Here is a 17,920-nt window from a genome sequence, read left to right as displayed (position 1 = left end):
ACTAAATTCTTATGTGAGGATTATTCTGTATCACAGTGAAATAATTTCTGAGTTTTCTTTTTAGGAGCTTGTGTTTTACCTCCTTTAATCTTCTCTTGTAGCATCATGTTAATTAACTTAGCACGTTCTGCTTTAATAGCTTTACGCTTTTCTAAGTCTTTTTCAATATCAAAATAAATAGCTCCGTCAATAATTGTTTTTTCTGCTTTAGAATATACTGAAAGCGGATTTCCGCTCCATACTACAACATCTGCATCTTTACCTTCTTTAATACTACCTGTACGGTCGTTTAAGTGTAATAATTTAGCAGGATTGATAGTAACTGTAGCCCAAGCTTCTTGTTCGCTTAAACCTCCGTATTTAATTAGTTTAGCGGCTTCTTGATTCAGTCTACGAGACATTTCAGCATCATCAGAATTAATAGCAACCGTAACACCTTGGTTGTGCATAATAGCTGCGTTGTATGGTATAGCGTCGTTAACCTCGTATTTATAAGCCCACCAGTCAGCAAAAGTAGAACCACCAACTCCGTGTTCTTTCATTTTATCAGCTACTTTATATCCTTCTAAAATGTGGGTAAAGGTGTTGATATTAAAGTTGAATTGTTCTGCAACCTTCATCAACATATTAATTTCTGATTGTACGTAAGAGTGACAAGAAATAAAACGTTCTTTATTAATGATTTCTGCTAAGGTTTCTAACTCAATATCTTTACGATATGGTTGTCCGCTTTTCTTTTTAGCATCGTATTCTTTCGCTCTTTGGAAGTAGTCGATATATACCTGTTCAACTCCCATACGTGTTTGAGGGAAACGAATGGTATTTAAATCTCCCCAGTTAGATTGTTTTACGTTTTCACCTAAAGCGAACTTGATAAACTTAGGTGTGTTGTTGTATAACATTCCGTCAGCATTCTCTCCCCATTTTAGTTTGATAATTGCCGAACGTCCACCAATTGGATTCGCAGAACCGTGTAATACTTGAATAGAAGTAACACCACCCGCAATGTTTCTGTAAATATTAACATCGTTAGGGTTGATAACATCTTCAATAGTAACCTCAGCTGTTGAGTTATGTCCTGATTCGTTTACTGCTGAAGTAGCAATATGTGAATGCTCATCAATAATACCAGCGGTCACATACTTACCAGTTCCGTCAATAACTTTTGCACCTCTTGAAGATAAGTTGGTACCTATTTTAGCTATTTTTCCATTTTTAATTAATACATCGGTATTCTTTAGTACTTCCTTGTTTTCAGAAGTCCAAACCGTAGCATTTTTAATTAAAATAGTTTCTTTTTGAGGAGCTGTAGGGTTTCCTAATCCGATGTTAGGGTATGAAACAGCTACTACTTCAGGAGTAGTCTCTTTTTTCTTGTCGCCTTTCTTTTTAGCATCAGCTTTTCCAGTATAAGTAGCATTCCAAGAACTTTCATTTCCGTTATTGTCAGTAGCTGTGCCTGTAATTTGTTGTTTGTTTTTAACAAATGCTGTTAAGCGAGTATAGTTGTCACCATCTTTAAAAGCTATATGCAACCAGTCGTTGCTAAAAGATGATTTACTGTTTATCTTTTTATCTCCACTTTTTAAAGCAGCTGTTTGTTTAGCTCCTTTACCAGTAATGGTCACATCATATGACTTCCCGTTAACTGTTAATGTGTACTTACCTGTAATATCTTTAATATCCATTGAGTTAATGGTGTTTTTACCACCCTGTACCCAGTTTTCATATAAAGTTGTTTGTTTGTCAAAAATATCACCAGAGGTAATTAAAAAGTTTGCATAACTACCAGCTTTCAAATTTCCTATTTTATCATTCTTTAAAATCTTGGCAGGTACTGTAGTTAATGCTTCTAAAGCTGTAGTTTTATCTAATCCGTAAGCAATAGCCTTTTGAAGGTTACTACTAAATTCTTTAGCCTTTTTTAACTTGTAAGTAGTTAACGCAAAAGAAACATTGTTTTTTGCTAAAATTGAAGGGTTTGCTGGTTCTTGATTCCAAGAGCGCATATCGCTTAACGCAATTTTGTCTGCTAAGAAAGGGTTTGATACATCGTAAGCTTTTCTAAAATTAATAGGAAGAATATAGGTAGCATTGGTTGCTTTAATATCATTGATTCTTTCATATTCATTTCCTCCACCTACAATGGTATATTGAATTCCAAATTCGTCACCAATTTTATCAGCACGCATATTGTCTAAATATCCACCTGCATTAAATATTTGAGGTAACTCTTTTTTATTGTTTAGAGCTTCTAAAGCTAAATCGGTGTTTTTTGCATTTCCTTTAGCATACCAATCGGCATCTAAATAAGTTTGACGTAATAATGCCATAGCTCCCATGCGTGAAGTAGGGTAGCTTTGACGTGTTTTAGCACTTTTAGAAAACGATAAGTAGTTTCCTGATTCTTTGTCTAATATTCTGTAAGCATCAGAACTATTAGGGTTTAAAGCAACTAAAATTCCGTTACCTTGCATGATACCGTCTTCTAGATGTGTATTTACAGCACCAAAACCTAAAGACAGTAATTCTTTGGCTTTTTTAGCATCAAAGTTAAACTCAGCAGCAGCGTCTACATCAGGACGAATATGATCGTTCCAGTAATATCCTTTTCTACCAGCATCGTATTGTGGTCTTTTACCACGAGCACTTTCACGTTTAGGTTTTGCGATACCAAAGGTTGAATAGGCATCTACAAAAGAAGGATAAATAGATTTTCCGTCTAAGTTAATTACTTGTGCTTCGTTAGGTATGGTAACCGATTTGCCTACAGAAACAACTTTTCCGTCTTTAATAAGTAGTGTTCCTTTTTTTACTAATTGTGTAGGAGTAACATAAATGGTAGCATTGGTGAATGCATACACGTTGTTTTTGGATGACTTTACTCCTGTATTGGTAGGAAAGTATTCTTGTGCAAAAGAAGTACTAATACACAAGGATAAGAGTAAGAATAGTATTTTTTTCATTTAAAATTGAGTTGATTAGCTCATAAAAATATAGAGTTAAAAAGGAAAACAATTCCTTTTAACAAAACATTAAGAATTAATTAAGAACTAGCTTTCCAATCTTTTCATGACCAGATAACCAAGCAGTATTACTATCAATAAACTGAATAGCATAGTAGCTTTCCTTGCTTATTTGTTTCCAAGTATGCCCACCATCGTTAGAAAATGATATTCCGGTTTTTCCGACTGTAAAAACTTCATTTCCGTTGGTATTAGGTACATACTGTACGCAGCTTTTGTAATTAGGATTGGTGTTATTAGCTACGAGTGTCCATGTTTTACCACCATCTGTAGTAACGGCTTTATTAGCGCAATTATCTTCAGGCTTTGAGTAGTTTCCTCCAATAGCAATTCCATGGTTTTCATCATAAAAATCAATAGAGTAAATTCCTTGTGGTCCATCACCTTGTACAATTGGAGTATCAAAAATCTCCCAAGTGTTTCCAAAGTCGGTAGATTTTAAAATACGTGCTTTGGTTCCTCCAGAACCTATCCATACGGTATTGTTAACAATAGCAATATTGGTATTACTAGCAGCAAAGAAAGCTTCTCCTTCTTCAAAAGTAGGTAGTTGAGAGCAAGGTAGTTTTGTCCATGTATTTCCTCCGTCTGAGGTAAGAATAATAGACGGACAATCTTCTGTAGGATCACCAACGGCAATACCATGCTTTCCATCGGCAAAGAATTGCATACAGTCATAGAAAACCTTTTCGTGTTCTTCTGTATATACCAATTCATACTTGTTTTGATTTCCTTTATATAGTAAGGCTGGATTAGCTACCGATAAGGCAAATATGTTTTCACCGTTTTTGGCAATGCTTCTAAAGTGTGGAATAATAGTGTCGTTATACTTTAAACTTTGTGTTTGCCATGTTCTACCACCATCTTTTGTTGTTGTAATATCTCCTTTAGAGCCTGCAAAAATCAATTCATCGTTACTAATAGCCAGTATGGCTCTAATACTTGTGCTATCTTGTTTAAACTCGGTAATTTTTATAGTTTCAAAAGTTCTTGGGGCTTTCTTTTCTTGCTTACAGGATAGTATTGTTAAAGAAAATAAGAAAAGGAGTGATAATCGTTTCATGTGTTTGTTTTAGTTGTTTTAAATGGAATAAGCAACCTTGGGAATTTAAAATAATTAGTAAACATGTAGAGAAAGTTTACTTTACCTATGTTGGTTCCATATTTTTGATATTTTTACAGAACTAAAAATAGGAAAACCAAACTTAAATCAATGAAAAAAGCCTTAGTAATTTCAGGAGGGGGAAGTAAAGGAGCCTTTGCAGGCGGTGTTGCGCAGTACTTAATGAAGAATAAAGAAAAAGATTACGATATGCTTTTAGGAACATCAACAGGTAGTTTAATGGTCTCGCATTTGGCTTTGGGTATGGTTGATGAGCTTAAAGAAATATATACTTCGGTAAATCAAAAAGCTATTTTTAGTAACAGTCCGTTTAGAGTAAGATCGGTACATGGAGAAAAAGTGGTTTCTATACGACATAGAAATACTTTTTGGAATTTTTTAAATGGTCGTAAAACTTTTGGTGAGAGTAAGAATTTACGAAAGCTTATAAGTAAAAGTGTTACTAGAGAAATGTACGATGAAATTAGAAGGCTGAATAAAGAGGTTGTAGTAACAGTATCTAATTTAACAGCGAATCAAATTGAGTACAAATCTATTTTAGAGTGTGAGTATGAAGATTTTTGCGATTGGATTTGGGGCTCGTGTAATTATGTGCCTTTTATGAGTTTGTTAGAAAAAGATCATTGTCAGTATGCTGATGGAGGTTTTGGAAGCTTAATACCTATACGTGAAGCCATAGCAAGAGGAGCTACAGAGGTAGATGCTATTATTTTAGCAACGGAAGTAACTCAAATGAATAGACTGCCTGCTAAAAACCCTTTTTCACTGATGATGGATACGTTTGATTTTATGTTAGAGAATGTTGAGCGACATAATATTACTATAGGAAAGCTTTCTGCAAAACAACATAATGTAAAGCTGAATTTATACTATACGCCAACGGTATTAACAACCAACTCGTTAGTTTTTGATAAAGAGAAAATGAAGAAATGGTGGAAGTCAGGTTATAAGTACGCCCAAAAACTGAATGATGATAGAATGACAGAGTTTAGACCAGAGATGGTAGATAATCAGGAAATAGAGGAAGGAATAGAAAATAGTGAAGTATGAAGTTTGGAAAAGTAGAACATCCAGAATTAATAGATTTTACATTACCAGAAACACACCCCAAAACAATAGAACTGTTAAGCTCTTTTGAAAATAGTGGTACGCCTAATGTGTATGTGGGTTGTGCAAAATGGAATAAAGCTGATTTAAAGGGGTTTTATCCGAGAGGAACCAAGGATGAATTGGGATATTATTCGAAACAGTTTAACTCGATAGAACTCAATGCTACTTTTTATAGACAGTTTCCAGCAGAACAGTTTGAAAAGTGGAAAGCTAAAACTCCTGAAAACTTTAAATTCTTTCCAAAACTAGGACAGGAGATAAGCCACTGGAAGCGTTTACAGGGGGTACAAGATGCAGTGAATGTGTATTTAGACAATGCTTCACATTTACAGGAAAAGTTGGGTACCATCTTTTTACAGTTACACGCTAATTTTGGCAATAAAAACTTTGAGAGACTGCAAAACTTTGTAGTAAGTTGGCCTAAAGGTATACCATTAGCTATTGAGGTTCGTCACCCAGATTGGTTCGAAGATAAAACGGTGTTTGAAGAGTTTACACAGTTGTTTGAAGAACATAACATAGCCAATGTATTAGTTGATACAGCAGGTAGAAGAGATATGATGCATATGCGTTTAACGAATAACGAAGCTTTTGTTCGTTATGTTGGAGCAAATCACCCGTCAGATTATACACGTTTAGATGATTGGGTAGTTCGTTTAAAAGAGTGGAATGATTTAGGTTTAAAGAACATTCACTTTTTTATCCATCAAAATTTAGAAGTAGAATCACCTTTATTAGCAGGGTATTTTATAAAAAAGCTAAACAAAGAGTTAGGAGTAGACTTAAAGATTCCTAATGAAGAGAATAATCAACAAATGAGTTTGTTGTAATAAAAAAATCCAGCTGAATAAGCTGGATTTTATTTTATATTGTTTAGTTCTCTATTTCAACTCCACATACATATTGTTATAATCAGGACGCGTCATGTTTGAGTTCCATGATGGAGAGAATTGAACTCCTTTTTTCATGGTAGGTACTCCTTTTGCTCCTGTAGTAATGTATTGAATGGTTCTTTGTAATAAAGGTTCGTTAGGATCTCCTAAAATACCTAAGTTACCTGGATCTTCATCAATGATAACCTCAGGAATAAATCCTTCAGGAGCATTTTCACCATCTACATTTTGAATTTCTAATACAATGGGTTGCATTGCCCAAGTGTGGCTCTTTAAGTTGTCACCATTACGAGTATAATCGTCAGAATCGTATAAGGTAATAGAACCTACATGCTTTCCGTAAGTTTGAGTTCCTACTAACTTTACATCAATATAAGGTTTAAGTGAGTTGATAACCAATTCTGAAGCAGAGGCAGAATCATCAGATACTATAAAATATACAGTAGTTAGGTTTAGGCTATTAATTGCTTCATCTAACACTACATTTCCTTGTTGGTTTTTATTTAAGATCTGATCTGTAAAGTTATTGATTAATAAATCAGGGTTTGTTACCTCCATTACTTTATGATTCCATACTTGTTTAGCAAACAAATCGCCAGGAAACTGTCCTGTAATCATACTTCCTAAATAGGTAGCTGTTTGTACAGACCCACCACCATTATAACGTAAATCGATGATTAAGTCGGTAAGACCTGCTGATTGAAACTTAGCAAATTCAGCATTTAACTCTCCATCAAAGTTTCTAGAGAATTGATTGTACATTAAATATCCAATGGTATGGCTACCGTCTGTAATTACATTGGTTACTTTTATCGGATTTTCTGTTACTTGAGATTTCGTAACTGTAATAGTTGTTCCATTACTAACTGGATTCCCTCCATTATAATTAGCTAAATGAATAGTGAATGTATCATTATCTAATAAATCATTTACATTACCTCTGGTTATGGTTGTTCCGTTAATCTCAGTAATAATCATTCCACGAGTTACTCCTTGTGCATCGGCGTTAGAACCAGTAACAACATCGTATACATATATATAATAGCCTCCAGAACCATCAGCATAGTCAGCTCCCTCTAGTTTCATCCCACTTGTTAAGCGTATACCAGCAAAAGCTTCTTCTAAAGCGATATAATCATCTACAATCCATGAATATGTTCTATTAGGATCTTTTGGATATTCATTAGGCATGTACAATAAATTGTAAAATAAATTAGCAGGATCGTCATACGCTGATAAATAACTATACAACTCATTATCGGTACTAAAACGTCTATCTGCTAAATCAGGAACTAAGTCTTGCCATAAGTAGTAGGCATTTAAACCTTTCCAAACAAAATTTTGAACTTCAATATTTTTGGGTGCATCGTCTTTTTCACTACATGAAACAAGTAGTATTGAAAATAAGACGATAAGGGATGCTTTAAGTAATTTCATAAGAGTATATTAGTTCTAACAACAACGCAATTTACTGAATAATATTATTTTTTTTATTATTGATGTAACAAACTTGAAACTGCATCGTCGTAGATATGTAAACCTGTTAAATAAGACGCGATTGTTTTAATAGGCTTACAGAACTAATTAACCAAACCATGAACCAATCGGACTTTTTAAAAGTTGTATTACCATTTAAAGACAAAGTCTTTCGTTTAGCGAAAAGATTGTTGGTTTCTACCGAAGAAGCTGAGGACGCTACACAAGAGTTGTACTTTAAATTGTGGAGAAATAGAGAGAAGCTCTCTAATTATAAAAATGTAGAGGCGTTTGCAATGACCATGACGAAGAATTATTGTTATGACAGATTAAAGTCTAAACAAGCAAGTAATTTAACATTGGTTCATAGTAACTATAAAGAGAAAGATACTCCTTTAGAAAAGAGAGTAGAACATAACGATAGTGTAAACCGAGTACATCAGCTAATTGAGAAGTTACCAGAGCAGCAAAAAATAATCATACAGTTAAGAGATATTGAACAATATGATTTTGATGAAATATGTAAAATGGTCGATATGAAACCGACAGCTGTAAGAGTAGCATTATCAAGAGCTAGAAAAGCAATAAGACAAGAATTAATAAAACAACACAACTATGGAGTTAGCTAACATAGAGAAGTTATTAGATAAATACCTAGACGCAGAAACAACATTGCAAGAAGAGCAAACGTTACAAGAGTATTTTACCTCAAACAACGTGGCACCGCATTTGCAAGAATATAGTATGATGTTTGGCTATTTTAAACAAAGTAAAGACGAAACCTTTACGAAAACCATTCAGTTAAAACCTGAGAAAACTAAGAAGAACTGGAAATGGTTATCAGTAGCAGCGTCAGTAGTCTTACTATTTAGTGTATTCATGGGTAATGAAGAGTACAAAAAGTATCAACAACGTAAACAGTTTGCACAAATTAAAGAAGCGTTGCAACTAGTTTCAGTCAATTTAAACAAAGGAAACGATGCATTATATGCAGTTTCAAACAACCTAAAAAAAGGGAATGATGCTATTGAACAATTAGGAACCTATGAAGAAACAGTAAACAAAGTAATAAACACAGTAAATTAATTAAGAAAGTAAAACCAAGTACTTATAAACCAGGAAAATCATGAAAAAAGTAATATTATTATTCGCATTCGTATTTATAGCTAATGTTAGTTTCGGGCAATCAATGTTCGATAAATTAGAAGACCTAGATGAGGTATCATCAGTGGTAGTAAATAAAGATGCTTTTGAGATTTTATCTAAATTCAAAGTAGAATCAGAAGACAATGAAGCGATGGAGGTTTTTAAAATGATTCAAGACTTACAAGAATTAAAGGTATTTTCAACTGAAAGTGCAAAAGTATCTGCTCAAATGGAAAGCATGGTAAAGTCTGCCATTAAAAAGAATAATTTAATAGAGTTAATGCGTGTAAAAGACAAAGATTCTCGTGTTAAAATCTATGTAAAGTCTACAAAAAACAAAGACTTTGTAAGTGAAGTATTAATGTTTGTAAAAGACAAAAATTCTAATGGTGGATCACCAGAATCTGTAATAGTTTCGTTAACTGGTAATATCGACATCAATAAAATGTCAAAATTAGCAGAGACGTTTTCTAAAGACGAAAAGAAAAACAAATAAAACAAACAAGGCAGCGTTAATTCGTTAACGCTGCTTTTAATCAAAAACTAACAACAATGAAAAAACTATTTATATATTCAATGTTACTAGTAGCGTTTGTAACAGTTTCTTGTAAAACAGAATCTTTACAAAGCTATTTGGTAGAAAGCCAAGAAAAAGAAGGCTTCATTACGTTTGATGTACCAGCTAGTGTATTACAGTTAAGTATGGACAAGGCATCTGAACAAGATAAAGAAGCGTATGAAAGTATTAAAAAAATAAACATTACTGGAGTTCCTTATAAGAACTTAGATGAAGCTAGTTATGAAGCAGAGAAGGAGAAGTTAAAATCTATCTTAGAAAAATCTAACTATAAACAGTTAATGAAGTTTAAAAAAGATGGAGCCAATGCAGCAATCTACTATTCTGGAGATGCTGATGCTATTGACGAAATCGTAGCTTTTGGTTATGGAAAAGAAATGGGAGTGGGAGTTGCTCGTGTTCTGGGAGAAAATATGAATCCAGGGAAAATTCTTCAAATGATGCAAAAAGCTAAAATGGATGCTGGAAATTTAGACTTAAAGCAATTCAAAATGATTTTTGATGAAAAGCATCGCTCTTCAGAAGAAACAGAATAAAAATTAGTATTGAAAATATAGAAAAGCCATCAGATTATCTGATGGCTTTTTCTTTTTAACGGCTCATTAACAAGCCTCCCAATAGAATTTCATATTTTTGAACTCTAAACAAAAACATATGAAATTTAACAAACTCCTTGTTTTTATCGCTGTTTTCTTTACAGTAAGCTTATTTTCCCAATCAAATAAAGTATATAGAGCTGAAAGAGATAAAGTTCATAATCTAGTTCATACGAAGTTAAAAGTAGATTTTAACTTTCAAGAAAAAGAAATGAATGGGGAAGAATGGGTAACCTTAACACCTCACTTTTATGAAACTGATAAGGTTACGTTAGATGCAAAAGCAATGATTATTCATAAAGTAACAATGAATAATCAACCATTAGAGTATAATTATGACGACTATGAGTTAATTATCAACTTACCTCGTACCTATAAGCGAAATGAAGAGTTTACACTATATATTAAATATACGGCGCGACCAGAAAGGGTAAAGCAAAAAGGAAGTGCTGCTATTACATCAGCAAAAGGACTGTACTTTATCAATCCAACAGGTTTTGATAAAACCAAACCAACCCAAATTTGGACGCAGGGTGAAACCGAAGCTAGTAGTTGTTGGTTTCCAACAATTGATGCTCCCAACCAAAAGACATCACAAGAAATTTATATGACTGTTCCGCAAAAGTATGTAACGCTTTCTAACGGGAAATTAGAAAAGCAAACTACAAATGCCAATGGAACTCGTACCGATTATTGGAATTTTACTCAAAAACACGCTCCGTATTTATTTTTTATGGGAGTAGGAGAGTATGAGGTTATTAAAGACAAATACAAGGATATTCCTGTAGATTATTATGTAGAAAAGGAGTACGCTCCGTATGCAAAAGAAATTTTTGGGAATACTCCTGAAATGTTAGCGTTCTTTTCAAAAATTACAGGAATTGAATATCCATGGAATAAATATGCGCAAATTGTAGGGCGTGATTATGTAAGTGGTGCAATGGAGAATACCACAGCTGTAATTCATGGAGAAAGAGCTTATCAAACACCTGGACAATTAATTGATGAAAATGTACAAGAAAACACAATTGCACACGAAGCTTTTCATCATTGGTTTGGTGATTTAGTAACTACCGAAAGTTGGAGTAACTTAACTGTGAACGAGAGTTTTGCTAATTATAGTGAGTATTTATGGTTAGAGCATAAATATGGAAAAGATGAAGCAGACGCACACTTGTTTGAAGATATTGAAGGTTATAAAAACGGACAAAACTTTGATAAACATTTAGTTCGTTTTTATTACGATGATAAAGAAGATATGTTTGATGCGGTTAGTTACAACAAAGGGGGCGCTATATTACATATGTTACGTAACTATTTAGGAGACGAAGCTTTTTACGAAGGATTGAATACTTATTTAACAGATAATAAGTACGGAACAGGAGAAGCGCATCAATTACGTTTAGCTTTTGAAAAAGTAAGTGGTAAAGACTTAAACTGGTTTTTCAACCAGTGGTATTTTAACAGCGGACATCCAAAACTATCTATTTCTTATGATTTTAATAAACTAAGAAAAACAGTAACCGTAAATATTATTCAAACTCAAATGAATGAGTTTAGGTTTCCTTTTGCTATTGATGTATTTGAAGGAAGTAAAAGAACAAGGCATAATGTATTTGTTGAAGGAAGAGATGCGTCGTTTACATTTCCTTTTACCAACCATCCAGATTTAATTCAAGTAAATGCAGACGGAGTATTGTTGTGTGATATTAACGAGAATAAAGTATTGAGCGATTACATTCATCAATTAAAATATGCTCAAAACTACGTGCATAAAAGAGAAGCTTTGTTAGAAGTAGCAAAACATCAAGATGATAAAAAAGCGTTTAATGCTGTTGCAGAAGCTTTAGATAATGATTTTTACAAAATCAGAATTTTAGCGTTGGAGAACATTAATTTAATCAATAAATATTCAAAAAAGAATGTGATTGATCAAATTATGAAAATAGCTCAGAACGATTCAAAAACTTTAGTGCAGGCAGCTGCAATTGAAACTTTAGGGAAGTTAACAGATCCAGCATTAAAACCAGTATTTGAAAAAGGTTTACAAAGTAAATCGTACTCAGTATTAGGAAAGTCGTTGGTAGGAATGTATTATATCGATAAGCAGTTAGCAATTCAAAAATCAAAAACATTGCCTTTAGCAGTAAAAAAGATTATTGCAACACCATTAACACGTATTTATTTAGAAGAAAACGATGATGAAGAGTTAAGTTTTATTGCAAGTAACGTAATGTCTGGAATGTTTTTAAGTCCAAACAAGAAAATTCAATCATTGTATAAAAAAGCATTTGATAAGATTGGAAAAAGTAATAATACAGAGGCTATTCAAAACCTATCAGACGATATTGTAGCTAAAGGACTTCAATACAAACAATATAATTTTGATCAGGTAGGAGTTAACCTATTACGTCAAATGGCTCAAATGCAAAAAACTAATAAGCCATCAAACAAAGAAAAGCACCTTAAAGTTATTCAGATAGCTATGGCGAAGCTACTTGAATAAATAGTATAAAATCATAAAGTTTAAGTTAAAAAGAATACTTAGTTTTGGCACAATAATTGAATTTTCTTGCGAAACTTAAACTTTATGAGAAAAACTACTTTACTACTTATTTTATCGGTACTAGTATTAGCATCTTGTAGTAGTGTAAAAACTACTGAGAAAGCCCTTAATTCTGGTAATTATGATAAGGCAATTTCATTATCTATTGAGAAGTTAGCCAAAAACAAAACCAAAGAAAAAAACCAACCGCATGTTCTAATGCTTCAGGAAGCTTTTAGAAAAGCAACGGATAGAGATTTAGATCGAATTTCTTTTTTAGAGAAAGAGCAAAATCCTGAAAACTTTGAAACAATTTACACGTTGTATCAACGTCTTAATAACAGACAAGAGAGAATAAAGCCATTATTGCCATTACGAATTTTATCTTCAGGAAGAAATGCCAAGTTTAAACTTGTTAATTATTCTGATAGAATTCTTGCAGCAAAAGAAAACTATGCTGGTTACTTGTACGAAAATGGTGTAGCCTTACTAAATGAAGGAGATAGAAACAAGATTAATTACAGAAGAGCTTTTGACGAATTAAGACACTTAGACAAGATTAGTCCTAATTATAGAGATACAAGAAGCTTAATAGAAGAAGCACATGCTAAAGGAATTGATTATGTACATGTTTCTGTTAGAAATAGAACAGATCAAATAATTCCTAGAAGATTAGAAAGAGATTTATTAGCAATTGATACCTATGGGTTGAATGATTTATGGACACAATATCACGCTAAAAAAGATAGAAGTATTCGTTATGATTTTGATTTAGAGCTAGATTTTAGAGATATTATAATCTCTCCTGAACAAGTACACGAAAAGGAAGTTATTAAAGAGCGACGCATAAAAGATGGGTTTAAGTATTTACGAGATAATAACGGAAACTATGTAAAAGACAGTTTAGGAAACAAAATTAAAGTAGATAAGTTTAAAAGAATACGTTGTACATTTTATCAGTTTACGCAATTTAAGAGTAGTAAGGTTACGGGAGTTGTAAAGTATATTGATAATAGAACAAATCAGTTACTACAACGTTTCCCTATACAAAGTGAGTTTGTTTTTGAACATATTTATGCTGATTATGATGGAGATAGAAGGGCGTTGGATAAATCATTTATAGAGTTACTTGATGAAACTTCAGTTGATTTTCCTTCTAACGAACAAATGGTGTATGATACAGGGACTGACTTAAAACAGAAGCTCAAGCATATTATTACACGAAATAAGTTTAGAAATTAGTTTTGTTGCTGATTAGTTACTTTTTTCTATATTTGAGCGATTAATCCCTAAATTATATTAAATATGAAAATTACAACGTTAATTATTAGCTTTAGCTTTTTTTTAGCTCCTTTGTTAACGAATCAATCTACTTTAAAGAGTAAAGATTCAAAAGGTAAAGATTCAAAAGTTACTATTTGCCACGTACCGCCAGGAAATCCTAGCAATGTTCATTCAATAACTATTAGCAAAAATGCTTTAAAAGCGCATTTAGCTCATGGTGATTTTTTTGGTAATTGTGGAGGTGAAGAACAGCAATACTAAAATAGTATAGTAATTCATATTAAATCAAAAGCTCCTGTTAATAGCAGGAGCTTTTTAATTTTTATAGCGATGGATTTATTCTCACAATTTGACGATGCTCCTAAAAACTTACTTCCGAAAGATGGAACAGTAAACTACTACGGAATAGTTTTGTCTAAGGAACTAGCAGACCATTATTACGAGGCTTTATTGAATTCTATTGAATGGCGCAATGACGAAGCTATTATTTTTGGAAAACGCATGGTAACCAAACGAAAAGTAGCTTGGTATGCCGAACAACCCTTTGAATATTCCTATTCCAACATTACTAAAACAGCCTTACCATTTACAGAAGAATTAATAGCGTTAAAAGAATTAGTTGAAAAGGAAACTGGTGAAACGTATAATTCTTGTTTATTGAATTTATATCACGATGGTTCAGAAGGAATGGCGTGGCATAGTGATGGGGAAAAAGATTTAAAAAAGAACGGAGCGATTGCCTCGTTTAGCTTTGGAGCAGAAAGACGCTTTGGTTTTAAACACAAACAAACCAAAGAAACGGTGTATAAGGTATTAGAACATGGTTCGCTCTTGGTGATGAAAGACGAAACCCAAACTCATTGGTTACACCGATTACCACCTACAAAAAAAGTCCACCGACCACGAGTGAACTTAACTTTTAGAACAATTGTGAGGTAGTTTTTTGTATGGTTTGTGAGGAATAGAAAACCAGAGATTTTCGATTAAGTATTTTGAGTTTTTAATCAATTATTGTTCTTTGAATTCCAATATTTAAAAAGCTAATTTATTAGTGAATACTTGAAAGTGTAAAATATTCAATAGGTTTTAACATTACGGAAGAAGTAGAATAATTAAATTTTTATTAATTTGCGGTCACAAAAAAACGTCAATATTTAAATATTGACGTTTTGAGATTCTAAATAAAGTACTATTATTCAATTATTTAGTTGCTGTTTATCGATTTAACGACGATAAGTAGTAGTTGTAGTTTTAACTTTCATTGGAACATATTTTATTCCTTGAGAAGTTTTTACTTTAACTCTAACAGTTTTAGTTGTAGTTCTTGATGTTTTAGACATAACTAAAATTTGTATTTGGTAGAGAGGTAATACTTAACACGCCTCTCTATCGTGTCAGTATAGAGGACACTTTGCAGAGTGTCCTCTATTAATTGTTTTCATTAAACTTTTTAGCTTTTCAATAATATTTTATTTTACGTAAGAAGTCTTATTTAGATGTTTTCTTAAGAAAATAGGTAGGGGAGTAACTTATTGATTTTAAGTTAAGTCAAATATATGAAGCTTATTTTGTATTCACAATCTATACTTATTCACAAAACCTTTGTAGTTTTTAACAAAGTCTTTTTTTTGGGGTTTAGCCCTTTATATTATTAACGTTATTAAAGGTATGAGTTTGTTTATATAATTCTTATCAGTTGAAAACGGGGTTGATGGATTTAAAATTAATTTAATAGTTACTCCACCTCCTTATAAAAAGTCAATTCGTATTCTGGTAACAAATTAGGGTGCGTAATTTTTATCAAATCTTTTAGCACTAAGTCAGGTCGTACAGGAGAGAGTTCAAAGTAAATCAAACCACCAGTTTCACCTTTGTTGTGTCCGATAGAAAATATCTTATTATTGTTAAATGCATCAAACTCTTTGTAGTGAATATTTGCAGTAGTTAACTGTTCTTTGGTAGCATACAAGCCACAGTTAAACCAAAAATCAGCGTGTTGCCCTTTTTCCAATACGCTTTCAAAACTTAGTGGTAAACTACCGGTTCCTTTCGTGCCTTTCCATAAGTAATTTAAGTTCGCATCGTTATAAAACGAAGCAATAAAACTTTCACCAGCAGGAACATTCCAAACATCTTTAAACATGCTTCCAGATAAAATGGTAGGCTGTTTATCGCTGTTTTTAGCAATTTCTTTCGCTTTTAGGTATTCCTTTTCTATGTTGTTGAAAATACTGTCTGCTTCCTTTTCTTTCCCGTATAAAGCACCAAAAAGTTTAATCCATTCCGCTCTTCCTAAAGGGGTTTCTTCCAACCAATCTCCATTAAAAATGACAGGAATACCTGTTTTTTTTATGTTTTGGTATAGTTTCGTATTTGGATGCAAAGCAAAACCAATAACTAACTCAGGTTCAATATCAATCAACTTTTCGGTATTCATGTCTTGTTCCAAGCCTAATTCAACAATCTTACCTTCTTTAATTCTATTTCTTGTTCTTTTAGAAGAAATATATTTGGTATGCGGAAAACCAACAACGGTGTTTTCAGCATCCAAAAGTTCTAGCATCGGAATATGAGTAGTGCTGGTAACTACTATTTTTTCAACAGGAACTTTAATTTCTTTTTTAGAAAGATTGGTTTTATTAGTAAGTGTGTAAGAAAAATATTCGTGCGAGCTCTGAAAAGCTTTTTTGATCACTAATTTTTTTTCTCCGTTTTCAGAGATGATATCAAATCCCTTGGCATACTTTACAGTACTTTGGGCAGGTTTCTTTTCGGTAGTTTTTTTAGTTTCTTGCTTACATTGTGTGAACAGAAGTAATAAAGAAAAAATAAGTAAATAACGTTTCATAGTACTCTATTTTTATAAGTGGAAGGTTAGTGTATCTCCGTAGTTTAGTTTTAATTCAAATGATTTTTCCAACGGAATATTGTTCGTATAAGCCCAAAGACTTCTCATTACTCCCGCATGGGTAACTAGCACGACTTTTTGATGGTTTTTGGCTTTTAATTCGGTTAGGAAATCGGTGGTTCTATTGTGTAAATCGATATAGGATTCTCCGTTTTTAGCAGGTGTTTTTACAAAATCGTTCATCCAAACATCGAGTTCTTTCTTATCAATATCGTTCCATTTTTGTAGCTCCCAATCACCAAAATCAAGTTCTTTTAATCGGTTGTCAAAAATTACTGTAGATGAAAGTTTTTCAGCCAAAAGCTTACAACGTTTTAAGGGACTGCTGTAATACGTTACATCAGCATCGTTAACAGGAACTTTTTTTAGAATACCGCTCACTTCTTCTTCAAAAGTAGTCGTAACTTCTATATCTGCTTGACCATAGCATATACCTTTGGCAATTTCAGGTGTTGTGTGTCGTACTAAAATAACTTCCATAAGGCGAGTAGGCTTAGATAAAAAACAATTTCAGATACTTGTTGCAAAGCACCCGCGCAATCTCCTGTTTGACCACCAATCCATTTTTTAAAAAAGTGCCCCATGTACAAATAGGTGAGTAATAATGGAAGTAATACTAAAAATACCATTGGTTTTTGAAAGAAAAATAAGGGTACTATTCCAAAAACAGCTGATATGAGTAGCGATTTACTACTCATTTGTTTGGTGGTTGGTTTTATTTTAGAACTGTCAATATCTCTTACATATTCATGTGTGTATAATAGAACAGTTGCGATAAATCGGCTAATACTGTGTCCTGAAATAATAACTAAAATTAGATCAACGGATAGGCTTTGTAAATGATACAAAGCTAAAAACTTTATAGCTAGGATAAAGACCAAACCACTCACTCCGAAAGTTCCTAGTCTGGAATCTTTCATAATGGTTAAAATCTTTTCTTTGGTCCATCCGCCACCAAAACCATCACATACATCGGCAAATCCATCTTCATGAAAAGCTCCTGTAATCCAAATAGAACTAATCATACTAATTACAATCGCAATATCCGTAGGAAAAATATAAGAAGAAGCGAAATAGGTTAGTGCCGCAATGCTTCCGACTACAATTCCTACTAAAGAAAAATAACGACTGCTTTTGTTGAGTATTTCGGGTGAGTGATTTACCCATTTAGGACATGGAATGCGTGTGAAAAATAATACAGCAGTTAAAAAATAATGGATTTGTTTTTTTATCATA

General features: G+C 32.8%; 16 protein-coding genes. 10 read left to right on the top strand and 6 right to left on the bottom strand.

Annotated elements, in window-relative coordinates; all coding sequences use genetic code 11:
- Nucleotides 1-20 precede the first annotated feature (20 nt).
- Both ACKTTR_RS08685 and ACKTTR_RS08680 read right to left on the bottom strand, forming a co-directional pair.
- Nucleotides 21-2,966, bottom strand: a complete 2,946-nt coding sequence (locus tag ACKTTR_RS08685; RefSeq protein WP_408027468.1) for an amidohydrolase family protein — start codon at nt 2,964-2,966, stop codon at nt 21-23.
- 76 nt (nt 2,967-3,042) lie between these two features.
- A complete protein-coding gene (locus ACKTTR_RS08680; protein ID WP_408027467.1) occupies nt 3,043-4,089 on the bottom strand; it encodes a WD40/YVTN/BNR-like repeat-containing protein in 1,047 nt (348 codons plus the stop codon).
- A 150-nt stretch (nt 4,090-4,239) separates the two neighbouring features.
- On the opposite strand from ACKTTR_RS08680, the gene ACKTTR_RS08675 reads away from it, so the two are divergent.
- Both ACKTTR_RS08675 and ACKTTR_RS08670 read left to right on the top strand, forming a co-directional pair.
- Complete coding sequence (locus ACKTTR_RS08675) at nt 4,240-5,199, top strand: patatin-like phospholipase family protein (RefSeq protein WP_408027466.1); 960 nt, start codon at nt 4,240-4,242, stop codon at nt 5,197-5,199.
- Complete coding sequence (locus tag ACKTTR_RS08670) at nt 5,196-6,089, top strand: DUF72 domain-containing protein (RefSeq protein WP_408027465.1); 894 nt, start codon at nt 5,196-5,198, stop codon at nt 6,087-6,089. Before ACKTTR_RS08675 ends, ACKTTR_RS08670 begins: the two co-directional genes overlap by 4 nt.
- Nucleotides 6,090-6,140: 51 nt before the next feature.
- On the opposite strand, the gene ACKTTR_RS08665 is transcribed toward ACKTTR_RS08670, so the two are convergent.
- Nucleotides 6,141-7,589 (bottom strand): S41 family peptidase, encoded by a 1,449-nt coding sequence (locus ACKTTR_RS08665; protein ID WP_408027464.1) that lies wholly within the window; start codon nt 7,587-7,589, stop codon nt 6,141-6,143.
- A 158-nt stretch (nt 7,590-7,747) separates the two neighbouring features.
- On the opposite strand from ACKTTR_RS08665, the gene ACKTTR_RS08660 reads away from it, so the two are divergent.
- The 8 genes from ACKTTR_RS08660 (at nt 7,748) to ACKTTR_RS08625 (ending at nt 14,715) form a co-directional block, all read left to right on the top strand.
- Nucleotides 7,748-8,257, top strand: coding sequence for an RNA polymerase sigma factor (locus ACKTTR_RS08660; RefSeq protein ID WP_099214276.1), 510 nt, complete (start codon nt 7,748-7,750; stop codon nt 8,255-8,257).
- Nucleotides 8,244-8,714, top strand: a complete 471-nt coding sequence (locus tag ACKTTR_RS08655) for a hypothetical protein (protein ID WP_408027463.1) — start codon at nt 8,244-8,246, stop codon at nt 8,712-8,714. Before ACKTTR_RS08660 ends, ACKTTR_RS08655 begins: the two co-directional genes overlap by 14 nt.
- Nucleotides 8,715-8,754: 40 nt before the next feature.
- Nucleotides 8,755-9,270, top strand: coding sequence for a DUF4252 domain-containing protein (locus tag ACKTTR_RS08650; RefSeq protein WP_408027462.1), 516 nt, complete (start codon nt 8,755-8,757; stop codon nt 9,268-9,270).
- 56 nt (nt 9,271-9,326) lie between these two features.
- On the top strand, nt 9,327-9,887 hold the full coding sequence (locus ACKTTR_RS08645) for a DUF4252 domain-containing protein (protein WP_408027461.1): 561 nt from the start codon (nt 9,327-9,329) through the stop codon (nt 9,885-9,887).
- A 118-nt stretch (nt 9,888-10,005) separates the two neighbouring features.
- Nucleotides 10,006-12,453, top strand: a complete 2,448-nt coding sequence (locus tag ACKTTR_RS08640) for a M1 family aminopeptidase (RefSeq protein WP_408027460.1) — start codon at nt 10,006-10,008, stop codon at nt 12,451-12,453.
- Between the two features lie 84 nt (nt 12,454-12,537).
- A complete protein-coding gene (locus tag ACKTTR_RS08635; protein ID WP_408027459.1) occupies nt 12,538-13,734 on the top strand; it encodes a hypothetical protein in 1,197 nt (398 codons plus the stop codon).
- Between the two features lie 63 nt (nt 13,735-13,797).
- Nucleotides 13,798-14,037, top strand: coding sequence for a hypothetical protein (locus ACKTTR_RS08630; protein ID WP_408027458.1), 240 nt, complete (start codon nt 13,798-13,800; stop codon nt 14,035-14,037).
- A 69-nt stretch (nt 14,038-14,106) separates the two neighbouring features.
- Complete coding sequence (locus tag ACKTTR_RS08625; protein ID WP_408027457.1) at nt 14,107-14,715, top strand: alpha-ketoglutarate-dependent dioxygenase AlkB family protein; 609 nt, start codon at nt 14,107-14,109, stop codon at nt 14,713-14,715.
- 796 nt (nt 14,716-15,511) lie between these two features.
- On the opposite strand, the gene ACKTTR_RS08620 is transcribed toward ACKTTR_RS08625, so the two are convergent.
- From ACKTTR_RS08620 to ACKTTR_RS08610, 3 genes are read right to left on the bottom strand one after another with little or no spacing between them, the layout of a single operon-like run.
- On the bottom strand, nt 15,512-16,624 hold the full coding sequence (locus ACKTTR_RS08620) for an ABC transporter substrate-binding protein (RefSeq protein WP_408027456.1): 1,113 nt from the start codon (nt 16,622-16,624) through the stop codon (nt 15,512-15,514).
- A 12-nt stretch (nt 16,625-16,636) separates the two neighbouring features.
- Nucleotides 16,637-17,164, bottom strand: a complete 528-nt coding sequence (cobC, locus tag ACKTTR_RS08615; protein ID WP_408027455.1) for an alpha-ribazole phosphatase — start codon at nt 17,162-17,164, stop codon at nt 16,637-16,639.
- A complete protein-coding gene (locus ACKTTR_RS08610) occupies nt 17,149-17,919 on the bottom strand; it encodes an adenosylcobinamide-GDP ribazoletransferase (RefSeq protein ID WP_408027454.1) in 771 nt (256 codons plus the stop codon). The genes cobC and ACKTTR_RS08610 overlap by 16 nt, the downstream gene beginning before the upstream one ends.
- Nucleotide 17,920: the final 1 nt, after the last annotated feature.

This window comes from Tenacibaculum litoreum (genome assembly GCF_964513915.1).
GTDB lineage: Bacteria > Bacteroidota > Bacteroidia > Flavobacteriales > Flavobacteriaceae > Polaribacter > Polaribacter litoreum.
Note: the sequence above shows the minus strand (reverse complement) of the source record. Positions and strands in the feature narration are given on the sequence as shown.

Excerpts from the sequence above, each read along its gene's own strand:
- ACKTTR_RS08685 (WP_408027468.1), bottom strand. The coding sequence starts at position 2,966 with ATGAAAAAAATACTATTCTTACTCTTATCCTTGTGTATTAGTACTTCT.
- ACKTTR_RS08680 (WP_408027467.1), bottom strand. The coding sequence starts at position 4,089 with ATGAAACGATTATCACTCCTTTTCTTATTTTCTTTAACAATACTATCC.
- ACKTTR_RS08675 (WP_408027466.1), top strand. The coding sequence starts at position 4,240 with ATGAAAAAAGCCTTAGTAATTTCAGGAGGGGGAAGTAAAGGAGCCTTT.
- ACKTTR_RS08670 (WP_408027465.1), top strand. The coding sequence starts at position 5,196 with ATGAAGTTTGGAAAAGTAGAACATCCAGAATTAATAGATTTTACATTA.
- ACKTTR_RS08665 (WP_408027464.1), bottom strand. The coding sequence starts at position 7,589 with ATGAAATTACTTAAAGCATCCCTTATCGTCTTATTTTCAATACTACTT.
- ACKTTR_RS08660 (WP_099214276.1), top strand. The coding sequence starts at position 7,748 with ATGAACCAATCGGACTTTTTAAAAGTTGTATTACCATTTAAAGACAAA.
- ACKTTR_RS08655 (WP_408027463.1), top strand. The coding sequence starts at position 8,244 with ATGGAGTTAGCTAACATAGAGAAGTTATTAGATAAATACCTAGACGCA.
- ACKTTR_RS08650 (WP_408027462.1), top strand. The coding sequence starts at position 8,755 with ATGAAAAAAGTAATATTATTATTCGCATTCGTATTTATAGCTAATGTT.
- ACKTTR_RS08645 (WP_408027461.1), top strand. The coding sequence starts at position 9,327 with ATGAAAAAACTATTTATATATTCAATGTTACTAGTAGCGTTTGTAACA.
- ACKTTR_RS08640 (WP_408027460.1), top strand. The coding sequence starts at position 10,006 with ATGAAATTTAACAAACTCCTTGTTTTTATCGCTGTTTTCTTTACAGTA.
- ACKTTR_RS08635 (WP_408027459.1), top strand. The coding sequence starts at position 12,538 with ATGAGAAAAACTACTTTACTACTTATTTTATCGGTACTAGTATTAGCA.
- ACKTTR_RS08630 (WP_408027458.1), top strand. The coding sequence starts at position 13,798 with ATGAAAATTACAACGTTAATTATTAGCTTTAGCTTTTTTTTAGCTCCT.
- ACKTTR_RS08625 (WP_408027457.1), top strand. The coding sequence starts at position 14,107 with ATGGATTTATTCTCACAATTTGACGATGCTCCTAAAAACTTACTTCCG.
- ACKTTR_RS08620 (WP_408027456.1), bottom strand. The coding sequence starts at position 16,624 with ATGAAACGTTATTTACTTATTTTTTCTTTATTACTTCTGTTCACACAA.
- cobC (WP_408027455.1), bottom strand. The coding sequence starts at position 17,164 with ATGGAAGTTATTTTAGTACGACACACAACACCTGAAATTGCCAAAGGT.
- ACKTTR_RS08610 (WP_408027454.1), bottom strand. The coding sequence starts at position 17,919 with ATGATAAAAAAACAAATCCATTATTTTTTAACTGCTGTATTATTTTTC.